The following is a 17921-nucleotide window of genomic DNA, read 5'->3' as shown; positions in this document are numbered from 1 at the left end:
TTGGCAATTAGTGTTTATGTCTTGACGACAAAGGCGAGAGTGAGCACAGTTGTTCCATGACCTCCCTTCCCGCAACCACCGCAGCGCTCAGAGCCGCCAACCAGCATCGGGTGGTCCGCGCGATCCGAGAGGCCGGTCCGCTGAGTCAGGCGGAGATCGCGCGCCGCACGCAGCTGGCGCCTCCGACTGTCTCCGGCATCATCCGCGACCTGGTGGCGCACGGATTCCTCCACTCCGAGGCGGGCGCGGGCAGACGCGGCGCGGCCGTCACGATCGCGCCGTCGGCCGGCGTCGTGGCCGGGGTCGACTTCGGTCACTCCCACCTCGAGGTCGCGGTGGCCGATCTGGCGGGTCGCATCTCCCGCTCCCGCTCGGTGCCCCTCGCGCCCGATACGGCGAGCGGCGATGCTCTGCGCCTCGCCGACTCGTTGATCGACGAGATGCTGGCTGCTGCCGGGCGCACCCGCTCTGAGCTGCGCGCGGTCGGCATGGCCGTGCCGTCGCCGATCGGCCGCGACGGCACGATCGATTCCGGCATGATCCTGCCCGGATGGGTCGGGGTCGATGCGCGTCTCGAGGCCGAAGCCGTCTTCGGCTGCGTCGTGCTGGTCGACAACGACGCGAATCTGGGCGCACTGGCCGAGCACGCCCTCGGAGCGGGGCGGGGTCACGACGACCTCGTGTACATCAAGGTGGGATCGGGGGTCGGCTGCGGCCTCGTGCTCGACGGGCGCGTGCACCGCGGCAGTCTCGGTACGGCGGGCGAGCTGGGCCACTTCACCCTGGACGAGGGCGGCCCGCTGTGCCGCTGCGGCAGTCGCGGGTGCCTGGAGGCCTACGTCGGCGGCGCGGCGCTGGTGCAGCAGTACGCCCAGGTGAGCGGCGAGACGGACGTCGCGTCGTTCGTCGCCGCGGCGCTCGGAGGCGACCAGGGCGCTCGCCGCCTGATCGAGGACGCGGGGCGTCAGCTCGGCAGGGCGGTGTCGGTCGTGGTCAATCTGCTGGGGCCGGGGGTCGTGGTCGTCGGCGGCGAGATGTCGGCTGCGGGAGATCTGCTGCTCGACGAGGTGCGCGCCTCACTGCGGCGCCACGTGCTGACGCCGATCGGGCGGGATGTGCGGGTGCTCGCGTCGACGATCGAGGGGCGCGCATCGTGTCTCGGAAGCGTGCTGCTGGCGCTCGAGGCCGTCGAGCTGCCGGTCGGAGAGGCCGCGAGGGATCGCTGACCGACCGCGAGGGATCCCCCGGACGCTCGTGAGAGACCAGATCGGGAGGGATCTCTGGGCGCTCGCGAGAGATCGCCCCGGTGCTCAGCGCTCGAGCGCGTCGCGCACGGCTTCCAGGATCCGCTCGGACGGTTCCGAGGCGTCCGCGACTGCGACGACGACGCGAGTGCTGCCGTCCGCACCGTCGGGGCCCCCGAGCCAGGGGGAGAAACGCGCGAGCAGCTCCCGCAGCTCGCGGTCGAGCGAGGCGATGACGCCGGGATCCGGATCGCGCAGCCAGCTGCGGAGAGCCGCGTTGTGCACGGCGACGACCCCCGCGGCCGCGGCGACGGCCACCCATCTCGGCGTGTCGGCCGGGGTATGCGCGGCGAGGTAGTCGGCGAAGAGGCGCTCGTAGCGGTGCGTGATCACGAGCTCGCGCTCGCGGAGCGGGCGGGTCCTCCTGAGCAGCTCCGAGCGGAGGCGCGCGGTCTCGGCATCCCGGGTGAGGAGCTGCATGACCTCGAGGGTGCCCTGCACCACCGCCTCCCGCGCGGGCCGCTCGGTCGACTCCAGAAACACCGTCAGCCGGGCGAGCGCGTGGTCGTGGTCGGCGAAGACGATGTCGTCCTTGCCGCCGAAGCGGCGGAAGAAGGTGCTGCGGCTCACGCCGAGCGCCTCCGCGAGATCCTCTGCCGTGGTCGCGTCGTAGCCGCGTTCGGCGAGGCTGCGGATGGCCGCCGCCGAGTTGTCGCCGGGCGATGCGGGGCCGATTCGTGCGGGTGGCATGCACAGCAAGGTAGCACAGCGGACGCATTCTGGCACTCAGTATCGAATGCTGCACGCACGCTGCTTCGAGGATCTTGACGGGTAGGTGAGGGATCCCTCGCCTTGACCTGAGACGCCGTGTCAGGCATGCTCGTGTCGGACGCGTCGGACGATCCGCCGACAGAGGGAGGAAGCGCGATGTCGAATACGAGTGCAGCCGGCCAGGGGACCGCAGAACCCGAGTACGAGCTCTGGGAGCCGCTCGACCCGGATATGGTCGGCGTCTTCCGCGGCCTCTCCGCCGACGACCTCGCCTATCGTGACCGCGCCCGCGCCTTCGTGCAGGAGGAGGTGCGCCCCGTGATCGACGGCATCTGGGATCGCGCGGAGTATCCGCTCGACCTCGCCCGCCGCCTCGGGGAGCTCGACCTGCTGCGAGACGGCATCGACGTGCCCGGCTTCCCCGAGCAGAGCCTGCTCGCCGCGAGCCTCGTCACGATGGAGCTCTCGCGCGGCGACGGTTCGATCGCCACGATCGTCGGCGTGCAGGGCGGGCTCGCGCTGCGCTCGATCGCGATGTGCGGATCCGACGAGCAGCGCGAGCGCTGGCTCGAACCGCTCGCGCGCGGCACCGAACTCGGCGCGTTCGCACTGACGGAGCCGACGCACGGCTCCGACTCGGTGAGTCTCGAGACGCGAGCCGCCGCGGACGGCGACGAGTACGTGATCACGGGCCACAAGAAGTGGATCGGGTCGGGCAGCGTCGGCCAGGTCGCCGTCGTCTGGGCGCGCGGCGATGACGGACAGGTGCAGGGCTTCCTCGTGCCGCAGGACGCCCCGGGCTACACGGGGACGACGATCGAGGGCAAGGTGTCGCTGCGTGCGATCTGGCAGGCCCACATCGAGCTCGACGGCGTGCGGGTGCCCGCGAGCGCGAAGCTGCCGGGAGCCCGCAGTTTCAAGGACACGGGCCGCGTGCTCGCGGCGACCCGGCTCGGCGTCGCCTGGGGCGCGCTCGGGCACGCGACGGCCGTGTACGAGACGGCCGTGCACTACGCGAGGCAGCGCATCCAGTTCGGCCGCCCGCTCGCCGCCTCGCAGATCGTGCAGGCGCGCCTCGCCGAGATGCTCTCGCAGCTGACGTCGCTGCAGACGCTGCTGATGCAGCTCACCCGCGCGGAGGAGGCGGGCGAGCTCAGCGGGCCGGGGGCCTCGCTCGGCAAGTACACGGCGACGCGCACCGCCCGATCCCTCGCCGCGAACGCGCGCGACCTGCTCGGCGGCAACGGCATCCTGCTGCAGAACCGCGTCGCCAGGCACTTCGCCGACATCGAGGCGCTGCACACCTACGAGGGCACGGAGACCGTGCAGGCGCTCATCATCGGCCGTGAGATCACGGGCCTGTCGGCCTTCGCCTGAGTCCGAGCGCACCCTCGTTCGGATCACGCCCGTCGTTCGGATCTGGCGCCGACGATCCGTTCCGAAATATCGCTGCGATCCGAATCACGGGCGCCGTCTCACCCGGGGCCGCGCGGCGGCTATAGTGCTCTGCAGTGGGTCATCGAGAACCGGAAGGCGGCGCATCATGGCGTTCGAACTGATCGAGGCGAGCATCGAGGATGTGCTGGGCGCGCTGCGCAGCGGGGAGATCACGAGCACCTGGCTGACCGAGCGCTATCTCGCGCGCATCGAGGCCTACGATCGCGGCCCCGACGGGCTCAACTCCATCGTGGTCCTGAACCCCGACGCGCTCGCCGAGGCAGCCGAGTCCGACCGCCGCTGGGCCGCGGGCGAGGCCCGCCCGCTCGAGGGCGTGCCGTTCACCGTCAAGGACTCGTACATGGTGCGCGGCCTCACGGTCGCCTCCGGCTCGCCCGCCTTCCAGAACCTCGTCGCGCAGTGGGACGCCTTCTCGGTCGAGAAGCTGCGGGAGGCCGGAGCGGTGCTCATCGGCAAGACCAACATGCCGCCCATGGCCGACGGCGGCATGCAGCGCGGCGTCTACGGCCGCGCCGAGAACCCCTACAACCGCGAGTACCTCGCCGCGGCGTACGCCTCCGGCTCCTCGAACGGCTCGGGCGCATCGACCGCGGCGAACCTCGCCGTGTTCGGCATGGGCGAGGAGACGGTGTCGAGCGGCCGCAGCCCAGCCTCGAACAACGGCCTCTGCGCGTACACGCCGAGCTGGGGCATCCTGTCGATCCGCGGCAACTGGCCGCTCTTCCCCGCCCGCGACGTCGTGGTGCCGCACACGCGCTCGATGCCCGACATGCTCCGCCTCCTCGACGTGCTCGTGCAGGACGACCCGATCACCCGCGGCGACTTCTGGCGCAATCAGAGCGTGGTCGAGCTGCCGAAGCCGAGCGAGCATCGGCCCGCCTCCTATCTCGAGGTGAGGGATCCCGACGCGCTGCGCGGCAAGCGCTTGGCGGCGCCCCGGATGTATCTGGGGCAGGATCCGAACTTCCCGATCGCCGTGCGCCCGACCGTGCTCGAGCTCTGGGAGCGCTCGAAGGCCCGTCTCGAGGCGCTCGGCGCGGAGGTCGTCGTCACCGACTTCCCGCTCATCGAGCAGTACGAGGGGGACCGCCCCGGCCAGGAGAACGTCGGCGCGCCCGGCGTGCTGCCCGAGGGATGGATGGACACCGAGTTCAACCACTTCCTCGCCTTCGGCTGGGACGACTTCCTGAAGGCCAACCGCGATCCGAACATCCCCGACCTCGCCTCCGTCGACCCCGACACGATCTTCCCGCGCGTCGAGGGCGCGCTGCCCGATCGCTACGAGGAGGTCGAGGACTACGAGAACCGCTACCGGGCGACGGTCGCGCTCGCCGCGCAGGGCATCCCCGACCCGCGCGAGCGGAGCGACTTCGCCGACGGGCTGCGGGCGCTGAACCGGCTGCGGAGGGATCTGCTCGAGACCTGGCTCGACGAGCAGGGCTTCGACGGCGTGGTCTTCCCGGCCAACGCCGACGTGGGACGCGAGGACGCGGAGTTCAACCTCGAATCGGCCGACCACGCCTGGTCGAACGGCGTGTTCTTCTCGAACGGCAACTACGCGCTGCGCCACCTCGGCATCCCCTCGGTCACCGTGACGATGGGTCCGCTGAGCGACATCGGCGTGCCCGTCGGCCTCACCTTCGCGGGGGCGGCCTACTCCGATCCCTCGCTGCTCGCGTACGCGACCGCGTTCGAGACCGGGGGAGAAGGATCCTTCCGCGTGCCGCCCGCCTCGACGCCCGCGCTGCCCGAGGACCGTCCGGGCGCCTGATTCGACGGGGAGCAGCGGCGGGCCGTGCCGATCCGCGGCCCGCGTTCCCTGAGCCCGTGATCGCCGGGGCCGCGATCCCTCGTCTCCTGAATACTTCGGTTCTCGACTCAGTAGCTGAAGAGGATCGCGACGCAGGTGCCGAATGCGATGACGGGCAGGCAGGCGATGCCGATCCACATGCCGATGCCGGTGCGCCTCGTGCCGCGGATGCAGGTGAGCACGATCGCGAGGATGATCGCGAGGACGAATCCGATGATCGGCAGCAGGAACAGCATCTCGTACGGGGGATCGGTCAGCAGCGATTCCAGCGCCCACGGGAGGAGGGCGCCCAGGAGCGGGATCCCGATCGCGAGGAGGATGCCCAGCCAGATGCGGCCTCCCGCGGGCGGAGGCGCCTGGTACGAGGGGTACTGCCCGGGCGGCGCGCCGGGATATCCGGGCTGCTGGTAGGGCAGAGCCTGCTGCGGGTACGACTCGTGGGGCTGCTGGTAGGGTCCCGGCTGCTGCTGGTAAGGCTCCGACCCTTGCGGGTAGGGCCACGATTGCTGCGGATACGGGCCCTGCTGCTGTTCGGGCACCTGCTGCTGTTCGGGTCGCGGCTGCTGCGGGTATTGCTCGGGGCGGGGGTACTGCTCCGGCTGCGGGTTTTGCTCGGGCTGCCCCGGCTCAGGCTGGTTGGCGCTCATCTTGCCTCCTCGATCGGTCGGGGGTGAGTCTGCCCTGCCTCGCCAACCACCAGATCCGCGCGACGAACAGCGGAATGGTCACGAGCAGGAAGTGCTGGGGCCGGGTCAGGCCGAGCCAGGCGACCTCGTTGCCGCGCACGAACTCGACGAGGAACCGGAACACGGCGTACGCGCCGATGTACAGGGTGAGGGTCTCGCCCGCGCCGAGGCCGAGATGCCTCAGCCAGAACCAGAGCAGCGCGAACGCGATCGCGTGGAAGGCGATCTCGTAGATGAAGCTGGGGTGCAGGCCGACACCCGCGGGGGAACCGAGCCGCTCGGCGGCCTCCCGGTCGAGCACGATGCCCCAGCCGCCGGAGGTGGGCGTGCCCGGCCGCTCCGTGAGGAGGCAGCCGAAGCGGCCGATCGCGAGCGCGATGGCGACGGCTGGAGCGAACAGGTCGCCGGTGCGCTCGCGGTAGCCGACGATGCGTTTCGTGATGTGGACGCCGAGCCACGCGCCCACCAGAGCGCTGAGGATCGAAGCGTTGCCCCGGAGCAGCTGCTCGCCGAGGTTCAGATTCTGCGAGGGATCGAGGTGCTGCGCCCAGGTGCCCAGTCGGGCGAGGACGCCCGCTCCGACGAGCGCGCCGATGACGAGGTAGGGGATGCGCGGATCGCTGGCCCGCCTGCGCCGCGCCTCGAGCCAGAACACGAGGCCGCCCGCGGCGAGGCCGAGCGCCACGAACACGCCGTGCGTGTCGAGCGGCGGGCCGAAGCCGAGGAGGTCGTCGAGGCGCGGGAACATGTCCGGGCTACCCGAAGACGCGGATCCACATGAGGACCCAGAGCGGAATCGCAGCCGCGGCGAGCAGCGCGACGACCGTGAGGTAGCCGATGACGAGCCGGGTGTCGCCCAGCTTGCACTTGGATCGCACCAGCCCAGCCCGCCGCGCGCGGGCGTACCCCGCGATGGCGACCAGGGCGAAGCCGAGCAGGGCCGCCGGTCCGAACACGCAGACGATGAGGGCGACCGTCGTGTGCACGCAGAGCCGCAGGGGGTCGAAACCGGGCTCGGCCGGGCCGACACCCGCGTCCCGCTGGTTCAGCGGGGGAGTGCTCGGAGTCAGGTGCGCGGACACGTCGCTCATCGGGAGACCGCCTCCTCTGCGCGCGATACGGGGTCGGGCAGCCGTGTCGCGCCGCGCCTGCCCGTCGCGGTCGAGAGCTTCCGGTCGGCGAGCGGCGCCCAGGCCTGCACCGCGCAGAACGGCGCGCACTGGTGCGCGCTGCCGCCGTCGGCCGTCGGCTCCTCGTGCACCGTCGCGACGTGCACGCAGCACTGGGTCAACCGTTCTTCGATCATCGTGTTGATGTCCATGAACGGCTTCACCGTGATCCGCTTCACCCGCTCGCCGAGGAACCTCCGCAGCCGGCGGTGCTGACCGGGCAGCGCCGCCGTCGCGAGCTGCGTCAGCGTGCCGATCCCGAGATCGCAGCCTGCGCAGATGTCCTTCCACAGCGAGCCGATCGAGGGGTGGGAGAGCGACGACTGCTCGCTCAGCAGATCGAGCAGCGACTGCTTCACGCTCTCCTTGAGCGCCTGGTTGACGCCGCTGTCGGCGATCCGATTCGCGATCAGATCGGGGTTGAGATCCAGGAACTCCTTGAGCTGCTCGTGCCCGACGAGCGAGGTCAGCGATTTCCACTCGTCCGAGTCGTCGCGCAGCAGATAGCCGACCGAGCAGCAGTGCGGGTGCGAGCAGGGCAGCGCCGTGAGGTCGCGCCACGTCACCTCGCCGTCGGTCTGAGGCCCGAGGCGGGCGAGCACGCCCGTGTGCGTGAGCCGGTCCTGCGCGTCGATGCCGGCGGAGCGCCCGGATCCGAACACCGGCTGGATGGTCACCCCTCCGACGTAGGGGGTGACCATCGCGCGGCGGATGACGGCGCCGATCTCGTGGTCGTTCACGCCCAGGGCCGCGGTCATCGTCAGCGTCGTGAAGACCCCCGCCTCCGACAGGCGCGCGAGCGCGCGCTCCTTGAAACGGCGAATGTCGGCACCGCGGTGGTAGCGAGACGACTCCGGCTCCTCCCCGTCGTATTGGAGATAGATCTCGACGCGCTCCCGGTGCCGCCTCAGCGTCTCGACGAAGGCGTCGTCGTTCGCGATGCGCAGCCCGTTCGAGTTGATGAGGATCCGCACCACCGGCCGCGCGACCAGATGCTCCAGCAGCTGCTCCAGCCACGGGTAGAGCGTCGGCTCGCCGCCCGAGAGCATGAGCACGTCGATGCGGCCGTTCTCGCGCGCGAGCCGCGCGTCGACCGAGGCGAGCACCTCCTCCAGAGGCGCGACCGCGCTCGCCGCCGGGCTCGACTCTGCGAAACAGGTGGGGCACTTCAGATTGCAGTGGTCGGTGATGTCCTGCAGCAGGATGCAGGTGTGCTGGGTCTGCATCTCGGGAAGGCCGTCCTCGTAGGCCTCCGGCACCGGTTTGAAGTTGCCCGCGAGGTCGGGGGTGTGGATCTTCGTCGGCGCGGTCCACTGCTCCAGGTAGCTCAGGATCTCGGCCGACTCGTCGTAGAGGGTGCGCTGCACGCCGTGGAAGCGGCAGCCCCGTTCGAGCCAGATCCTGCCGTCGCGCTCGGCGAGCCAGCCGGAGAGCCGCTGCACCTCGGTGAGCGGCCGGTCGGGCCGCTCCTCGTGGCACTCGGGGCAGAACGCGTTCACATAGCGGTGCACGCGATAGTCGCGCAGGGGCATTCCGGGCCTGGGTGCTGCGGTCTTCGCTGACATGGCTCCACGCTACTACCGGATCGCTCCCTGTGCGGGGCCGCCTTCGCGGCGTAGGATGCGGGTATGAGCGCATCGGACGACACGCTGGACGAACTGGAGTTCACGGTGTTCGGGTTCATCTCCCGGCCGCCCGCCGAGGTGTACGAGGCCGTCGCGGATCCCTCGACCCTCAGCCGCTACTTCACGACAGGGGGAGCGGTCGGGCGCATGACTGCGGGAACGACGGTGCAGTGGGACTTCGCCGACTTCCCCGGCGCGTTCCCCGTGCGGGTGACCGAGGCCGTGCCGCCCCAGCGGATCGTCTTCCGGTGGGGCGGCGACCCGGCCGCGATCGTCGGCGGAGCCGACGACACCGAGGTTCGCTTCGAGTTCCGCGCCGTCGACGACGGTGTCCGCACGGAGGTGCGCGTGACCGAACGATCCTGGCGACCGACTCCCGGTGGAGCCCAGGCCGCCTTCGGCAACTGCATGGGGTGGACCGGGATGCTCGCCGCGATGAAGGCGTGGTTGGAGCACCGGATCGATCTGCGCGACGGTTTCTACAAGTAGCGCGCGCCGGAAAGCGGCCCGAACCGCCGTTCTGTCGTTTCCCCGGGTCGCGGTGGTATTCTGGACCTGCGGGCGAATGCCCGTATCAACGATGAACCGAGCACGTCGGCTGGCGGGCTGGTCTTCGGTGGTGGATCCCTCTCCCGTTCCCGCGTTCGCCGGGCGGTCCCCGAGCCTGTCGACGGGGCCCCTGAGCTTGTCGAAGGGCGGAGAGTGGCCTTCTACTGAACATCAGCACCCGCAGCCTGCCGCAGAGGCTTTTGGCGCTCCGGGCTGCCCGCCGCGTGCTCTCGTGAGTGAGGAGAGCCCGTGGAGGGTCCTGATATCAAGTTCGCCGAGGCCGTGCTCGACAACGGCTCGTTCGGCAAGCGCACCATCCGCTTCGAGACCGGCCGTCTCGCGCAGCAGGCGCAGGGCGCCGTCGCCGCGTACCTCGACGAGGAGACCATGCTCCTCTCGGCCACCAGCGCATCGAAGAACCCGAAGGATCACTTCGACTTCTTCCCGCTGACCGTCGACGTCGAGGAGCGCTCGTACGCCGCGGGCAAGATCCCCGGCTCGTTCTTCCGTCGCGAGGGCCGCCCCTCGACCGAGGCGATCCTCGTCTGCCGCCTCATCGACCGCCCGCTGCGCCCGTCGTTCGTCGACGGCCTCCGCAACGAGGTGCAGATCGTCGTCACCGTGCTGTCGATCGCCCCGGGCGAGTTCTACGACGCGCTCGCGATCAACGCCGCCTCCGCGTCGACGCAGATCTCGGGCCTGCCCTTCTCGGGCCCCATCGCGGGTGTGCGCCTCGCGCTCATCGGCGAGCAGTGGGTCGCCTTCCCGAACGCCGAGCAGCTGCAGGACGCGGTCTTCGACCTCATGGTCGCCGGCCGCGTCGTGACCAAGGCCGACGGCACCGAGGACGTCGCGATCATGATGGTCGAGGCCGAGGCGACCGAGGGATCCTGGAACCTCATCAAGGGCGGCGCCGTGAAGCCCGACGAGACCGTCGTCGCGCAGGGCCTCGAGGCCGCGAAGCCGTTCCTCGCCCAGCTCGTCAAGGCGCAGGAGCAGCTTGCCGCCCAGTCGGCGAAGGAGGTGCAGGAGTACCCCGTCTTCCTGCCCTACACCGACGAGGTCTACGCCGCGGTCGAGGCTCTCGCGCTCGACGAGCTCACCGGCATCTACCAGATCGCCGACAAGCAGGAGCGCCAGGACGCCGACGACGCGCTGAAGGCGCGCGTCAAGGAGGCCGTCGCGGCCAAGGTCGAGGCCGGGGAACTGCCCGCCGAGGCCGAGGGTCAGGTATCGGCAGCCTACAAGTCGGTCACCAAGAAGATCGTGCGCGGCCGCATCCTCACGGAGGGCGCTCGCATCGACGGCCGCGGGCTGCGCGACGTGCGCGCGCTCGACGCCGAGGTCGAGGTCATCCCCCGGGTGCACGGCTCGGCGATCTTCCAGCGCGGCGAGACCCAGATCATGGGCGTCTCCACGCTGAACATGCTGAAGATGGAGCAGCAGATCGACTCGCTGTCGCCCACGACCAGCAAGCGCTACATGCACCACTACAACTTCCCGCCCTACTCGACCGGTGAGACCGGCCGCGTGGGCAGCCCGAAGCGCCGCGAGATCGGCCACGGCTTCCTGGCCGAGCGCGCGCTCGTGCCGGTGCTGCCGAGCCGCGAGGAGTTCCCCTACGCGATCCGTCAGGTCAGCGAAGCGCTGGGCTCCAACGGCTCGACCTCGATGGGCTCCGTCTGCGCCTCGACGCTGTCGCTGCTCAACGCCGGCGTGCCGCTGCGCGCCCCCGTCGCGGGCATCGCGATGGGCCTCGTCTCCGACGAGATCGACGGCGAGACCCGCTACGCGACCCTCACCGACATCCTCGGTGCCGAGGACGCGCTGGGCGACATGGACTTCAAGGTCGCAGGCACCTCGGAGTTCGTGACCGCGCTGCAGCTCGACACCAAGCTCGACGGCATCCCCTCGGATGTGCTCGCGGGCGCCCTGTCGCAGGCCAAGGAGGCGCGCACCCAGATCCTGGGCGTCATGAACCAGGCGATCGATACCCCCGACGAGATGGCGCCCACCGCACCGCGCGTCATCACCGTCAACATCCCGGTCGACAAGATCGGCGAGCTGATCGGCCCCAAGGGCAAGACGATCAACGGCATCCAGGATCAGACCGGCGCCGACATCTCGATCGACGACGACGGCACCGTGTACATCGGCGCGGTCGACGGCCCCTCGGCCGAGGCCGCCCGCGCCCAGGTGAACGCCATCGCCAACCCGCAGAACCCCGAGGTCGGCGAGCAGTACCTCGGCACCGTCGTGAAGAACGCCACCTTCGGTGCGTTCATCTCGCTGCTCCCGGGCAAGGACGGCCTGCTGCACATCTCCGAGGTGCGCAAGCTCGTCGGCGGCAAGCGCATCGAGGGTGTCGACGAGGTGCTCTCGATCGGTCAGAAGATCCTCGTGAAGATCACGAAGGTCGACGACCGCGGCAAGCTCTCGCTCGAGCCGGTGCTCGAGGAGCAGGCGGCCGCGGCCGAGGCCGCTCCCGCTGAGGCTGCTGAGGCCGCCGCGGAGTAAGGCTGCGGCTGCCTCATGCGTCACGGGCGAGGGATCCCTCGCCGCACGACGAAGCGCCCGTCGCGACCCCGAGCGGGGGAGCGGCGGGCGCTTCGTCGTTGTCCGGACGTCGGGGCCCGTGTACGGGTCACGGGCTGGGCCGGCACGGGCCGGCGAGCCCGAGGCCATCCACACGTTTCTGCCGTTCGCCGAGCGATCGCTCGGGCGAAACCGGCGTCGGGCGAACGGCAAACGGGCCCCGCCCCTCGGGGGCGGAGCCCGTTGCAGAGCTGGAGCCGGCCGTCTCCCGAGCGGGAGTCAGCCGGCTCCGACGGCCGGGGCGCTCAGCTTTCGCGGCCGGGCAGCCAGCCGAAGGTGAACCAGAAGCCGATGACCTCCATGAGCAGGCCGGCCGCGAACAGCGGGATCGCGTACTCGTGGACGGAGAAAGCGGTCGCCATCACGTAGAAGCCGCCCAGCATCAGCGCAATGGCGAAGAGCACGGCGATCGCCGATCCCGCTGACAACCGCGGACGCGGGGAGGGCGCGAAGACTGCGGTGGGGTGCGACTGACCGTTGGACTCGGGGTTCGACATGGAGAAAGCCTCGCTGATTCACTAGAGCGCGAACGAAACAGGTACGGCACCCAGTATAGGGCGACGCGCGAGCGCAGGGTTCGTCGCGACCTCTAAGCTGGGGTGATGCGCGAACCGATCCTGCTGCCCCTCGACCGAGCCGAGATCACCGCCGAGCTGGGCGGCGGGACGATGCGCCGCACCGTGCACCCGAGCGGCCTCCGCGTGCTCACCGAGCGCATGCCGGGCGCCCGGAGTGCCTCGATCGGCTTCTGGGTCGGCGTCGGTTCGCGCGACGAGCAGGCCGAACGCGGCGACGCCCCGGGCAGCCTCGGCTCCACCCATTTCCTCGAACACCTGCTGTTCAAGGGCACCCCGAGCCGCGACGCGTATTCCATCGCCACGGCATTCGACCGCATCGGCGCCGAGCACAACGCTCTCACGGCCAAGGAGTACACCTGCTACTACGCCAAGGTGCGCGACGAAGACCTCGACATCGCGGTCGAGGTGCTCGCCGACATGGTGACGAACTCGGTGCTCGACGAGGGTGAATTCGAGACCGAGCGCGGCGTGATCCTCGAGGAACTCGCGATGGCGGCCGACGACCTCGCAGACGTCGCGAACGAGCGCTTCTTCGAGGCGGTCTTCGGGGATCGCGCCCTCGGCCGTCCCATCGGGGGCAGCCCCGAGACGATCCGCGCCGCGCGGCGCGACGACGTCGACCGTCACTACCGCGACCGTTACGATCCCTCGACCCTCGTGATCACCGCCGCCGGGGCCGTCGACCACGACCGCCTCGTCGAGCAGATCCTCGAGGCGCTCCGTCTCTCTCCCGAGGCGCGTTGGCGCATGGAGCGCGACGCGCGCCCCGTGCGGCGCGCGCAGCCCGATGGCACGACCGCACCCACGGCCGCACACGCTGCGGATGCACCCGCCGTGCACATCACCGAACGCCCCTCCGAGCAGATCAACCTGCTCATCGGCACCGAGGGCTTCCGCTCGAACGATCCTCGCCGCTTCGCCTTCGGCATCATGAACTCGGTGCTGGGCGGCGGCATGTCGAGCCGGCTCTTCCAGGAGATCCGGGAGAAGCGCGGCCTCGCCTACACCGCCTACTCCTTCGGCGCGAGCTACTCCGACGCCGGGCTCTTCGGCATGTACGCGGGCACCGCGCCCGAGAAGGCCGCCGAGGTGCTCGAACTCAGCCGCCTCGAACTGCAGCGCATCGCCGACGGCGGCATCACCGAGGAGGAGCGCGAGCGCGCGCTCGGGCAGATCTCCGGCTCCTCCGCGCTCGCGCTCGAGGACTCCGACACGCGCATGGGGAGGCTCGCGCGCGCCGAGCTCGGCAGCGGCGAGCTGTTCGACCTCGACACCTCGCTCGAACGATTCGCCGCAGTCACCGCCGGCGAGATCCGCGCCGTCGCGACCGAGCTCGCCGAGCGCCCGACCACCGCGGTCGCCGTCGGAGACACGAGCCGCGCACGCCTGTAGCACCGGGCGGAACGTAGACTGGAGATCATGTCACTCAGCGTCGCCGTCTCGGGTTCGACCGGGCGTCTCGGATCCCTCATCTGCGAAGTGGTCGAGGGGCACCCGGACTTCGAACTCGCCGCCCGCCTCAGCAGCTCCTCCGATCCCGATGAGGGATCCGGGGCCGACGTCCTCGTCGATGTCACCCGGCCCGATGCCTCACCCGCGATCGTGGAGCGGGCGCTCGACCACGGTCAGAAAGTGATCATCGGCACGAGCGGGTGGTCGGCCGAGCGCCTGGAGGGGCTGCGCGCACGGGTCGACGGCACGCCGGGCGCGGGAGTCATCGTCGTGCCGAACTTCTCGCTCGGCTCGGTCATCGGCACGGTGCTCGCGCGCATCGCCGCGCCCTACTTCGACGCGGTCGAGGTCGTCGAGGCGCACCACCCGGGCAAGATCGACTCGCCGTCGGGCACCGCCGTGCGCACGGCCGAGCTCATGGCCGAAGCCCGCGGTGGTCGGCCGGTCGACGCTCCCTACGCCGATCAGCCCGCCCGGGGCGAGCTGATCGCCGGCATCCCCGTGCACAGCCTGCGCCTCGCCGGCGTGGTCGCGAAGCAGGAGGTGCGCTTCGGGGGGCCGGGCGAGGTGCTGACCGTGACGCACGACACCCACTCGAACGAGGCCTACCGCGCGGGTGTCGTCGCGGCGCTCGAGGCCATCGGGGGGACCGAGGGCCTCGTCGTCGGGCTCGACGCCGTGCTGGGGATCGCCGGGGGAGCGGTGCGCGCATGAGCGCTCGCGCGCGTTCCCTGACCGGGGTCGTGGTGATGAGCGCCGTGCTCGTGCTCTACTTCGCGCTCGCGGGCGTGCGCGGCATCGCGCTCATCGGCTCGGGTACGCCGATCGCGGTGGCCATGGGCGTCGCGATGCTGGTGCTGCCCCTCATCGGGGCGTGGGCGCTGCTGCGCGAGCTGCGTTTCGGCCGTGATGCCACGCGGCTCGCAGACCGACTCGAAGCCGAGGGACGCATGCCGGACGAGACGGTCGAGACCCTCCCGTCGGGCCGGCCCCTGCGCGAGGAGGCCGACGCAGCCTTCCCGAGGTATCGCGAGGAGGCCGAGGCCGACCCCGGTTCGTGGTCGGCCTGGATGCGGCTCGGCATCGTGTACGACGCGGCGGGAGACCGGAAGCGAGCCCGAGCGGCGATTCGGCAAGCAATCACCTTGGAACGCAACGAAATCCGAAGCTGATCCCTCGTTGATTAGGTGATATCGGCAGGAAGCGCCTAGAATCGTCCGGGCTCCGGGCGCTTGTTATCCTGGGGTACGCGAGCGGCAACGGAGCTGCGCGCACTGCTGCGAGAGTAAGGACGATCCCTGGTGTCCAAATACGACATGAATGCCCCAGCGCCGGCGACACGAACACTCGACTCGGTGAGCGGGATCAGCAAGAAGGGGCTTCCGCAGGGCACGGTGGGCGTGCTCGGCGCTCTCGTCATCGGCATCTCCACCTGCGCCCCCGCCTACACCCTCACCGCGGCGGTGGGCCCTGCCGCGAGCGAGGTCGGATATCAGACCCCGGCGATCTTCCTCATGGGCTTCATCCCCATGCTGCTCGTCGCTCTCGGCTACCGCGCCCTCAACAGTGCGATGCCCGACTCGGGCACCTCCTTCACCTGGGCCACCCGCGCCTTCGGGCCCTGGATCGGCTGGATGGCGGGCTGGGGCCTCGTCGCCGCGACCGTGCTCGTGCTGTCGAACCTCGCAGGCATCGCCGTCGAGTTCCTCTTCCAGTCGATCGGCATCCTCGTCGGAGACCCGGGCATCGCAGACCTCGCCGACAACAAGTTCATCAACATCGCCGTCTGCCTCTGCTTCATGGCGCTCGCGACCTTCATCTCCTACCGGGGCATGACCTCGACGAAGGTGTTCCAGTACGTCACCGTGTTCTTCCAGATGGCCGTCATGGTGTGGTTCATCATCGCGATGTTCGTGGGGTCGGGCGATCCCGCGAACGCCGAGGGCACCACCCCGCAGCTCTCCTGGTTCAATCCCTTCGAAGTGTCGAGCTTCAGCGCCTTCGCCGCGGGCATCGCCGTCTCGATCTTCGTCTACTGGGGCTGGGACACCGTGCTCACCATGGGTGAGGAGACCAAGCCGTCGAAGGGGCGCCTCTCGACCGAGAGCAAGGCCGCGATGATCCTCGTCGCCATCCTCGTGGTGCTGTACGTCGGCACCGCGACCGCGACCGTCGCCTACGCCGGTCTGGGCGACGGACCCACCGGCCTCGGCAACCCCGACATCATCGAGAACGTGTTCGCCGCGCTCGCGCACCCCGTCATGGGCGGGGCCGCGATCCTGCTCTCGCTCGCGATCCTCGTGAGCGCGATGGCGTCGATCAACTCCACGGCCATCTCCCCGGCGCGCACCCTGCTCGCCATGTCGCACTACCAGGCGCTCCCGCCCGCCATCAAGAAGGTGCACCCGAAGTACAAGTCGCCCCACGTGGCGCTGCTCGTGTCGTCCGTCGTCGCCTCGGCGTTCTACGCGGTGATGCGCTTCATCAGCGAGGACGTGCTCTGGGACACGATCACCGCCCTCGGCATGATGGTGTGCTTCTACTACGGCGTCACCGCGCTCGCGAGCCCCTGGTACTTCCGCAAGACGGCGGCGCGCGAGGGGCTGGGATCCGTCATCTCCAAGGTCGTACTGCCGGGCATCGGCGGTATCCTGCTGCTGATCGTCTTCGTGAAGACCACGATCGACGCCATGGACCCGGCCGCGGGGTCGGGCAGCAACATCGCGGGCGTCGGGCTCGTCGGCATCATCGGCGTGGTCGTGCTGGGGTTGGGCGTCGTGCTCATGTTCGTGCAGGCCAAAGCATCGCCCGCGTTCTTCCGCGGGGAGGTGCTCGCGAAGGCCGACGCCAGCAACGACACCTCGGCGATCGACGTCTTCGACGACGGCCTCGGCTCGTAGGGCGTGTCTCGTAAATCGTTGCCGTTGCGAGCAGCGCTTGGGCGGGGTGCCTCGCAAGGCGGAGGAGGACGGTTTGCTGGATGTAAATCTGACGACGACAACGCAGCGAGGCGCCCCGAACGGGCGCGCGCAGTAGGCGAGGGTTTGCGAGACACGCCCTAGCCGGGAGGAGCGGGTGGGCGCTCCGTGAGGGATCCCTCGCGAGTCCCACCCGCTCGCCGCCCAGCCCCCGCCGAGTACCGCGGCGGTAGAATCGCAGGGTGACTGCGAACGCGATCCCCACCCCCTACGAAGACCTGCTGCGCGAGATCTTCGAGCGAGGAACGCCGAAGGGCGACCGCACGGGCACCGGCACGCGCAGCCTCTTCGGCAAGCAGATCCGTTACGACCTCTCGGAGTCGTTCCCGCTCATCACCACGAAGCGTGTGCACTTCAAATCGGTCGCGGTCGAGCTGCTGTGGTTCTTGCGCGGCGAGGGCAACATCGCGTTCCTCAAGGAGCACGGCGTCACGATCTGGGACGAGTGGGCCGATGAGAACGGCGACCTCGGACCCGTCTACGGCGTGCAGTGGCGGTCGTGGCCGACCCCCGGGGGCGAGCACATCGACCAGATCTCGCAGGTGATCGAGCAGCTGAAGTCGAACCCCGACTCGCGGCGCATCATCGTCTCGGCCTGGAACGTGGCCGATCTCGACGAGATGGCGCTCATGCCGTGCCACGCGTTCTTCCAGTTCTACGTGGCCGACGGCAGGCTCTCGTGCCAGCTGTACCAGCGCTCCGCGGACATGTTCCTCGGCGTGCCGTTCAACATCGCGAGCTACGCCCTGCTGACGCTCATGGTCGCGCAGCAGGCGGGTCTCGAGCCGGGCGAGTTCATCTGGACGGGCGGCGACTGCCACATCTACGACAACCACGTCGAGCAGGTGGAGCGGCAGCTGGCGAGGGATCCCTATCCCTACCCGCGGATCGAGATCCGCAAGGCCGATTCGATCTTCGACTACACCCTCGACGATTTCGAACTCGTTGGTTACGAGCATCATCCGGGCATCAAGGCCCCGGTAGCGGTGTGACGATGCGACAGGCT

The 17921-nt window shown here is 70.0% G+C and carries 16 protein-coding genes; 10 read left to right on the top strand and 6 right to left on the bottom strand.

The window, feature by feature from the left end:
- Positions 1–56 precede the first annotated feature (56 nt).
- Positions 57–1226, top strand: coding sequence for an ROK family transcriptional regulator (locus J4H91_RS00955; RefSeq protein ID WP_208044370.1), 1170 nt, complete (start codon positions 57–59; stop codon positions 1224–1226).
- A gap of 84 nt (positions 1227–1310) precedes the next feature.
- Here J4H91_RS00955 and J4H91_RS00950 read toward each other — a convergent pair whose 3' ends face one another.
- Entirely contained in the window at positions 1311–1994 is a 684-nt protein-coding gene (locus J4H91_RS00950) for a TetR/AcrR family transcriptional regulator (RefSeq protein WP_208044369.1), read from the bottom strand.
- 177 nt (positions 1995–2171) lie between these two features.
- On the opposite strand from J4H91_RS00950, the gene J4H91_RS00945 reads away from it, so the two are divergent.
- Together J4H91_RS00945 and J4H91_RS00940 are read left to right on the top strand one after the other, a co-directional pair.
- On the top strand, positions 2172–3392 hold the full coding sequence (locus J4H91_RS00945; protein ID WP_208044368.1) for an acyl-CoA dehydrogenase family protein: 1221 nt from the start codon (positions 2172–2174) through the stop codon (positions 3390–3392).
- A gap of 166 nt (positions 3393–3558) precedes the next feature.
- Positions 3559–5244: an amidase gene (locus tag J4H91_RS00940; RefSeq protein WP_208044367.1), complete on the top strand. Its 1686-nt coding sequence runs from the start codon at positions 3559–3561 to the stop codon at positions 5242–5244.
- Between the two features lie 107 nt (positions 5245–5351).
- On the opposite strand, the gene J4H91_RS00935 is transcribed toward J4H91_RS00940, so the two are convergent.
- Genes J4H91_RS00935 through J4H91_RS00920 form a run of 4 tightly spaced genes read right to left on the bottom strand, consistent with a single transcriptional unit; the run spans position 5352 to position 8703 of the window.
- Positions 5352–5930: a hypothetical protein gene (locus tag J4H91_RS00935; protein WP_208044366.1), complete on the bottom strand. Its 579-nt coding sequence runs from the start codon at positions 5928–5930 to the stop codon at positions 5352–5354.
- Complete coding sequence (locus J4H91_RS00930; RefSeq protein ID WP_208044365.1) at positions 5911–6717, bottom strand: prolipoprotein diacylglyceryl transferase; 807 nt, start codon at positions 6715–6717, stop codon at positions 5911–5913. The genes J4H91_RS00935 and J4H91_RS00930 overlap by 20 nt, the downstream gene beginning before the upstream one ends.
- Before the next feature lie 7 nt (positions 6718–6724).
- A complete protein-coding gene (locus tag J4H91_RS00925; protein ID WP_243752471.1) occupies positions 6725–7060 on the bottom strand; it encodes a hypothetical protein in 336 nt (111 codons plus the stop codon).
- Positions 7057–8703, bottom strand: coding sequence for a radical SAM protein (locus J4H91_RS00920; protein ID WP_243752470.1), 1647 nt, complete (start codon positions 8701–8703; stop codon positions 7057–7059). Before J4H91_RS00920 ends, J4H91_RS00925 begins: the two co-directional genes overlap by 4 nt.
- A 63-nt stretch (positions 8704–8766) precedes the next feature.
- Between J4H91_RS00920 and J4H91_RS00915 the strand changes: the two genes are divergently transcribed.
- A complete protein-coding gene (locus J4H91_RS00915) occupies positions 8767–9252 on the top strand; it encodes an SRPBCC domain-containing protein (protein ID WP_208044364.1) in 486 nt (161 codons plus the stop codon).
- Positions 9253–9561: 309 nt separating this feature from the next.
- A complete protein-coding gene (locus J4H91_RS00910; RefSeq protein ID WP_208044363.1) occupies positions 9562–11829 on the top strand; it encodes a polyribonucleotide nucleotidyltransferase in 2268 nt (755 codons plus the stop codon).
- 323 nt (positions 11830–12152) lie between these two features.
- On the opposite strand, the gene J4H91_RS00905 is transcribed toward J4H91_RS00910, so the two are convergent.
- Positions 12153–12404: a hypothetical protein gene (locus J4H91_RS00905; protein WP_208044362.1), complete on the bottom strand. Its 252-nt coding sequence runs from the start codon at positions 12402–12404 to the stop codon at positions 12153–12155.
- A gap of 105 nt (positions 12405–12509) precedes the next feature.
- Between J4H91_RS00905 and J4H91_RS00900 the strand changes: the two genes are divergently transcribed.
- The 5 genes from J4H91_RS00900 to J4H91_RS00880 all read left to right on the top strand — a co-directional run bounded on the left by J4H91_RS00900 (position 12510) and on the right by J4H91_RS00880 (position 17907).
- Positions 12510–13877: a M16 family metallopeptidase gene (locus J4H91_RS00900; RefSeq protein ID WP_208044361.1), complete on the top strand. Its 1368-nt coding sequence runs from the start codon at positions 12510–12512 to the stop codon at positions 13875–13877.
- 27 nt (positions 13878–13904) lie between these two features.
- Positions 13905–14651, top strand: coding sequence for a 4-hydroxy-tetrahydrodipicolinate reductase (dapB, locus tag J4H91_RS00895; protein WP_208044360.1), 747 nt, complete (start codon positions 13905–13907; stop codon positions 14649–14651).
- The gene (locus J4H91_RS00890) at positions 14648–15109 is read left to right on the top strand and encodes a tetratricopeptide repeat protein (RefSeq protein WP_208044359.1); all 462 of its coding nucleotides are present in this window, start codon (positions 14648–14650) and stop codon (positions 15107–15109) included. Before dapB ends, J4H91_RS00890 begins: the two co-directional genes overlap by 4 nt.
- Before the next feature lie 129 nt (positions 15110–15238).
- Positions 15239–16837, top strand: coding sequence for an APC family permease (locus J4H91_RS00885; RefSeq protein ID WP_208044358.1), 1599 nt, complete (start codon positions 15239–15241; stop codon positions 16835–16837).
- Positions 16838–17097: 260 nt separating this feature from the next.
- Positions 17098–17907 (top strand): thymidylate synthase, encoded by an 810-nt coding sequence (locus J4H91_RS00880; RefSeq protein ID WP_208044357.1) that lies wholly within the window; start codon positions 17098–17100, stop codon positions 17905–17907.
- The last annotated feature ends 14 nt before the right edge of the window (positions 17908–17921 follow it).

It is taken from the genome of Leucobacter ruminantium (assembly GCF_017565705.1).
GTDB classification, from domain to species: Bacteria; Actinomycetota; Actinomycetes; order Actinomycetales; family Microbacteriaceae; genus Leucobacter; species Leucobacter ruminantium.
The sequence above is the reverse complement of the archived record's forward strand: the minus strand, read 5'-3'. Positions and strand labels throughout refer to the sequence as shown.

Excerpts from the sequence above, each read along its gene's own strand:
- J4H91_RS00915 (WP_208044364.1), top strand. The coding sequence starts at position 8,767 with ATGAGCGCATCGGACGACACGCTGGACGAACTGGAGTTCACGGTGTTC.
- J4H91_RS00900 (WP_208044361.1), top strand. The coding sequence starts at position 12,510 with ATGCGCGAACCGATCCTGCTGCCCCTCGACCGAGCCGAGATCACCGCC.
- dapB (WP_208044360.1), top strand. The coding sequence starts at position 13,905 with ATGTCACTCAGCGTCGCCGTCTCGGGTTCGACCGGGCGTCTCGGATCC.
- J4H91_RS00890 (WP_208044359.1), top strand. The coding sequence starts at position 14,648 with ATGAGCGCTCGCGCGCGTTCCCTGACCGGGGTCGTGGTGATGAGCGCC.
- J4H91_RS00945 (WP_208044368.1), top strand. The coding sequence starts at position 2,172 with ATGTCGAATACGAGTGCAGCCGGCCAGGGGACCGCAGAACCCGAGTAC.
- J4H91_RS00920 (WP_243752470.1), bottom strand. The coding sequence starts at position 8,703 with ATGTCAGCGAAGACCGCAGCACCCAGGCCCGGAATGCCCCTGCGCGAC.
- J4H91_RS00925 (WP_243752471.1), bottom strand. The coding sequence starts at position 7,060 with ATGAGCGACGTGTCCGCGCACCTGACTCCGAGCACTCCCCCGCTGAAC.
- J4H91_RS00955 (WP_208044370.1), top strand. The coding sequence starts at position 57 with ATGACCTCCCTTCCCGCAACCACCGCAGCGCTCAGAGCCGCCAACCAG.
- J4H91_RS00935 (WP_208044366.1), bottom strand. The coding sequence starts at position 5,930 with ATGAGCGCCAACCAGCCTGAGCCGGGGCAGCCCGAGCAAAACCCGCAG.
- J4H91_RS00940 (WP_208044367.1), top strand. The coding sequence starts at position 3,559 with ATGGCGTTCGAACTGATCGAGGCGAGCATCGAGGATGTGCTGGGCGCG.
- J4H91_RS00950 (WP_208044369.1), bottom strand. The coding sequence starts at position 1,994 with ATGCCACCCGCACGAATCGGCCCCGCATCGCCCGGCGACAACTCGGCG.
- J4H91_RS00930 (WP_208044365.1), bottom strand. The coding sequence starts at position 6,717 with ATGTTCCCGCGCCTCGACGACCTCCTCGGCTTCGGCCCGCCGCTCGAC.
- J4H91_RS00905 (WP_208044362.1), bottom strand. The coding sequence starts at position 12,404 with ATGTCGAACCCCGAGTCCAACGGTCAGTCGCACCCCACCGCAGTCTTC.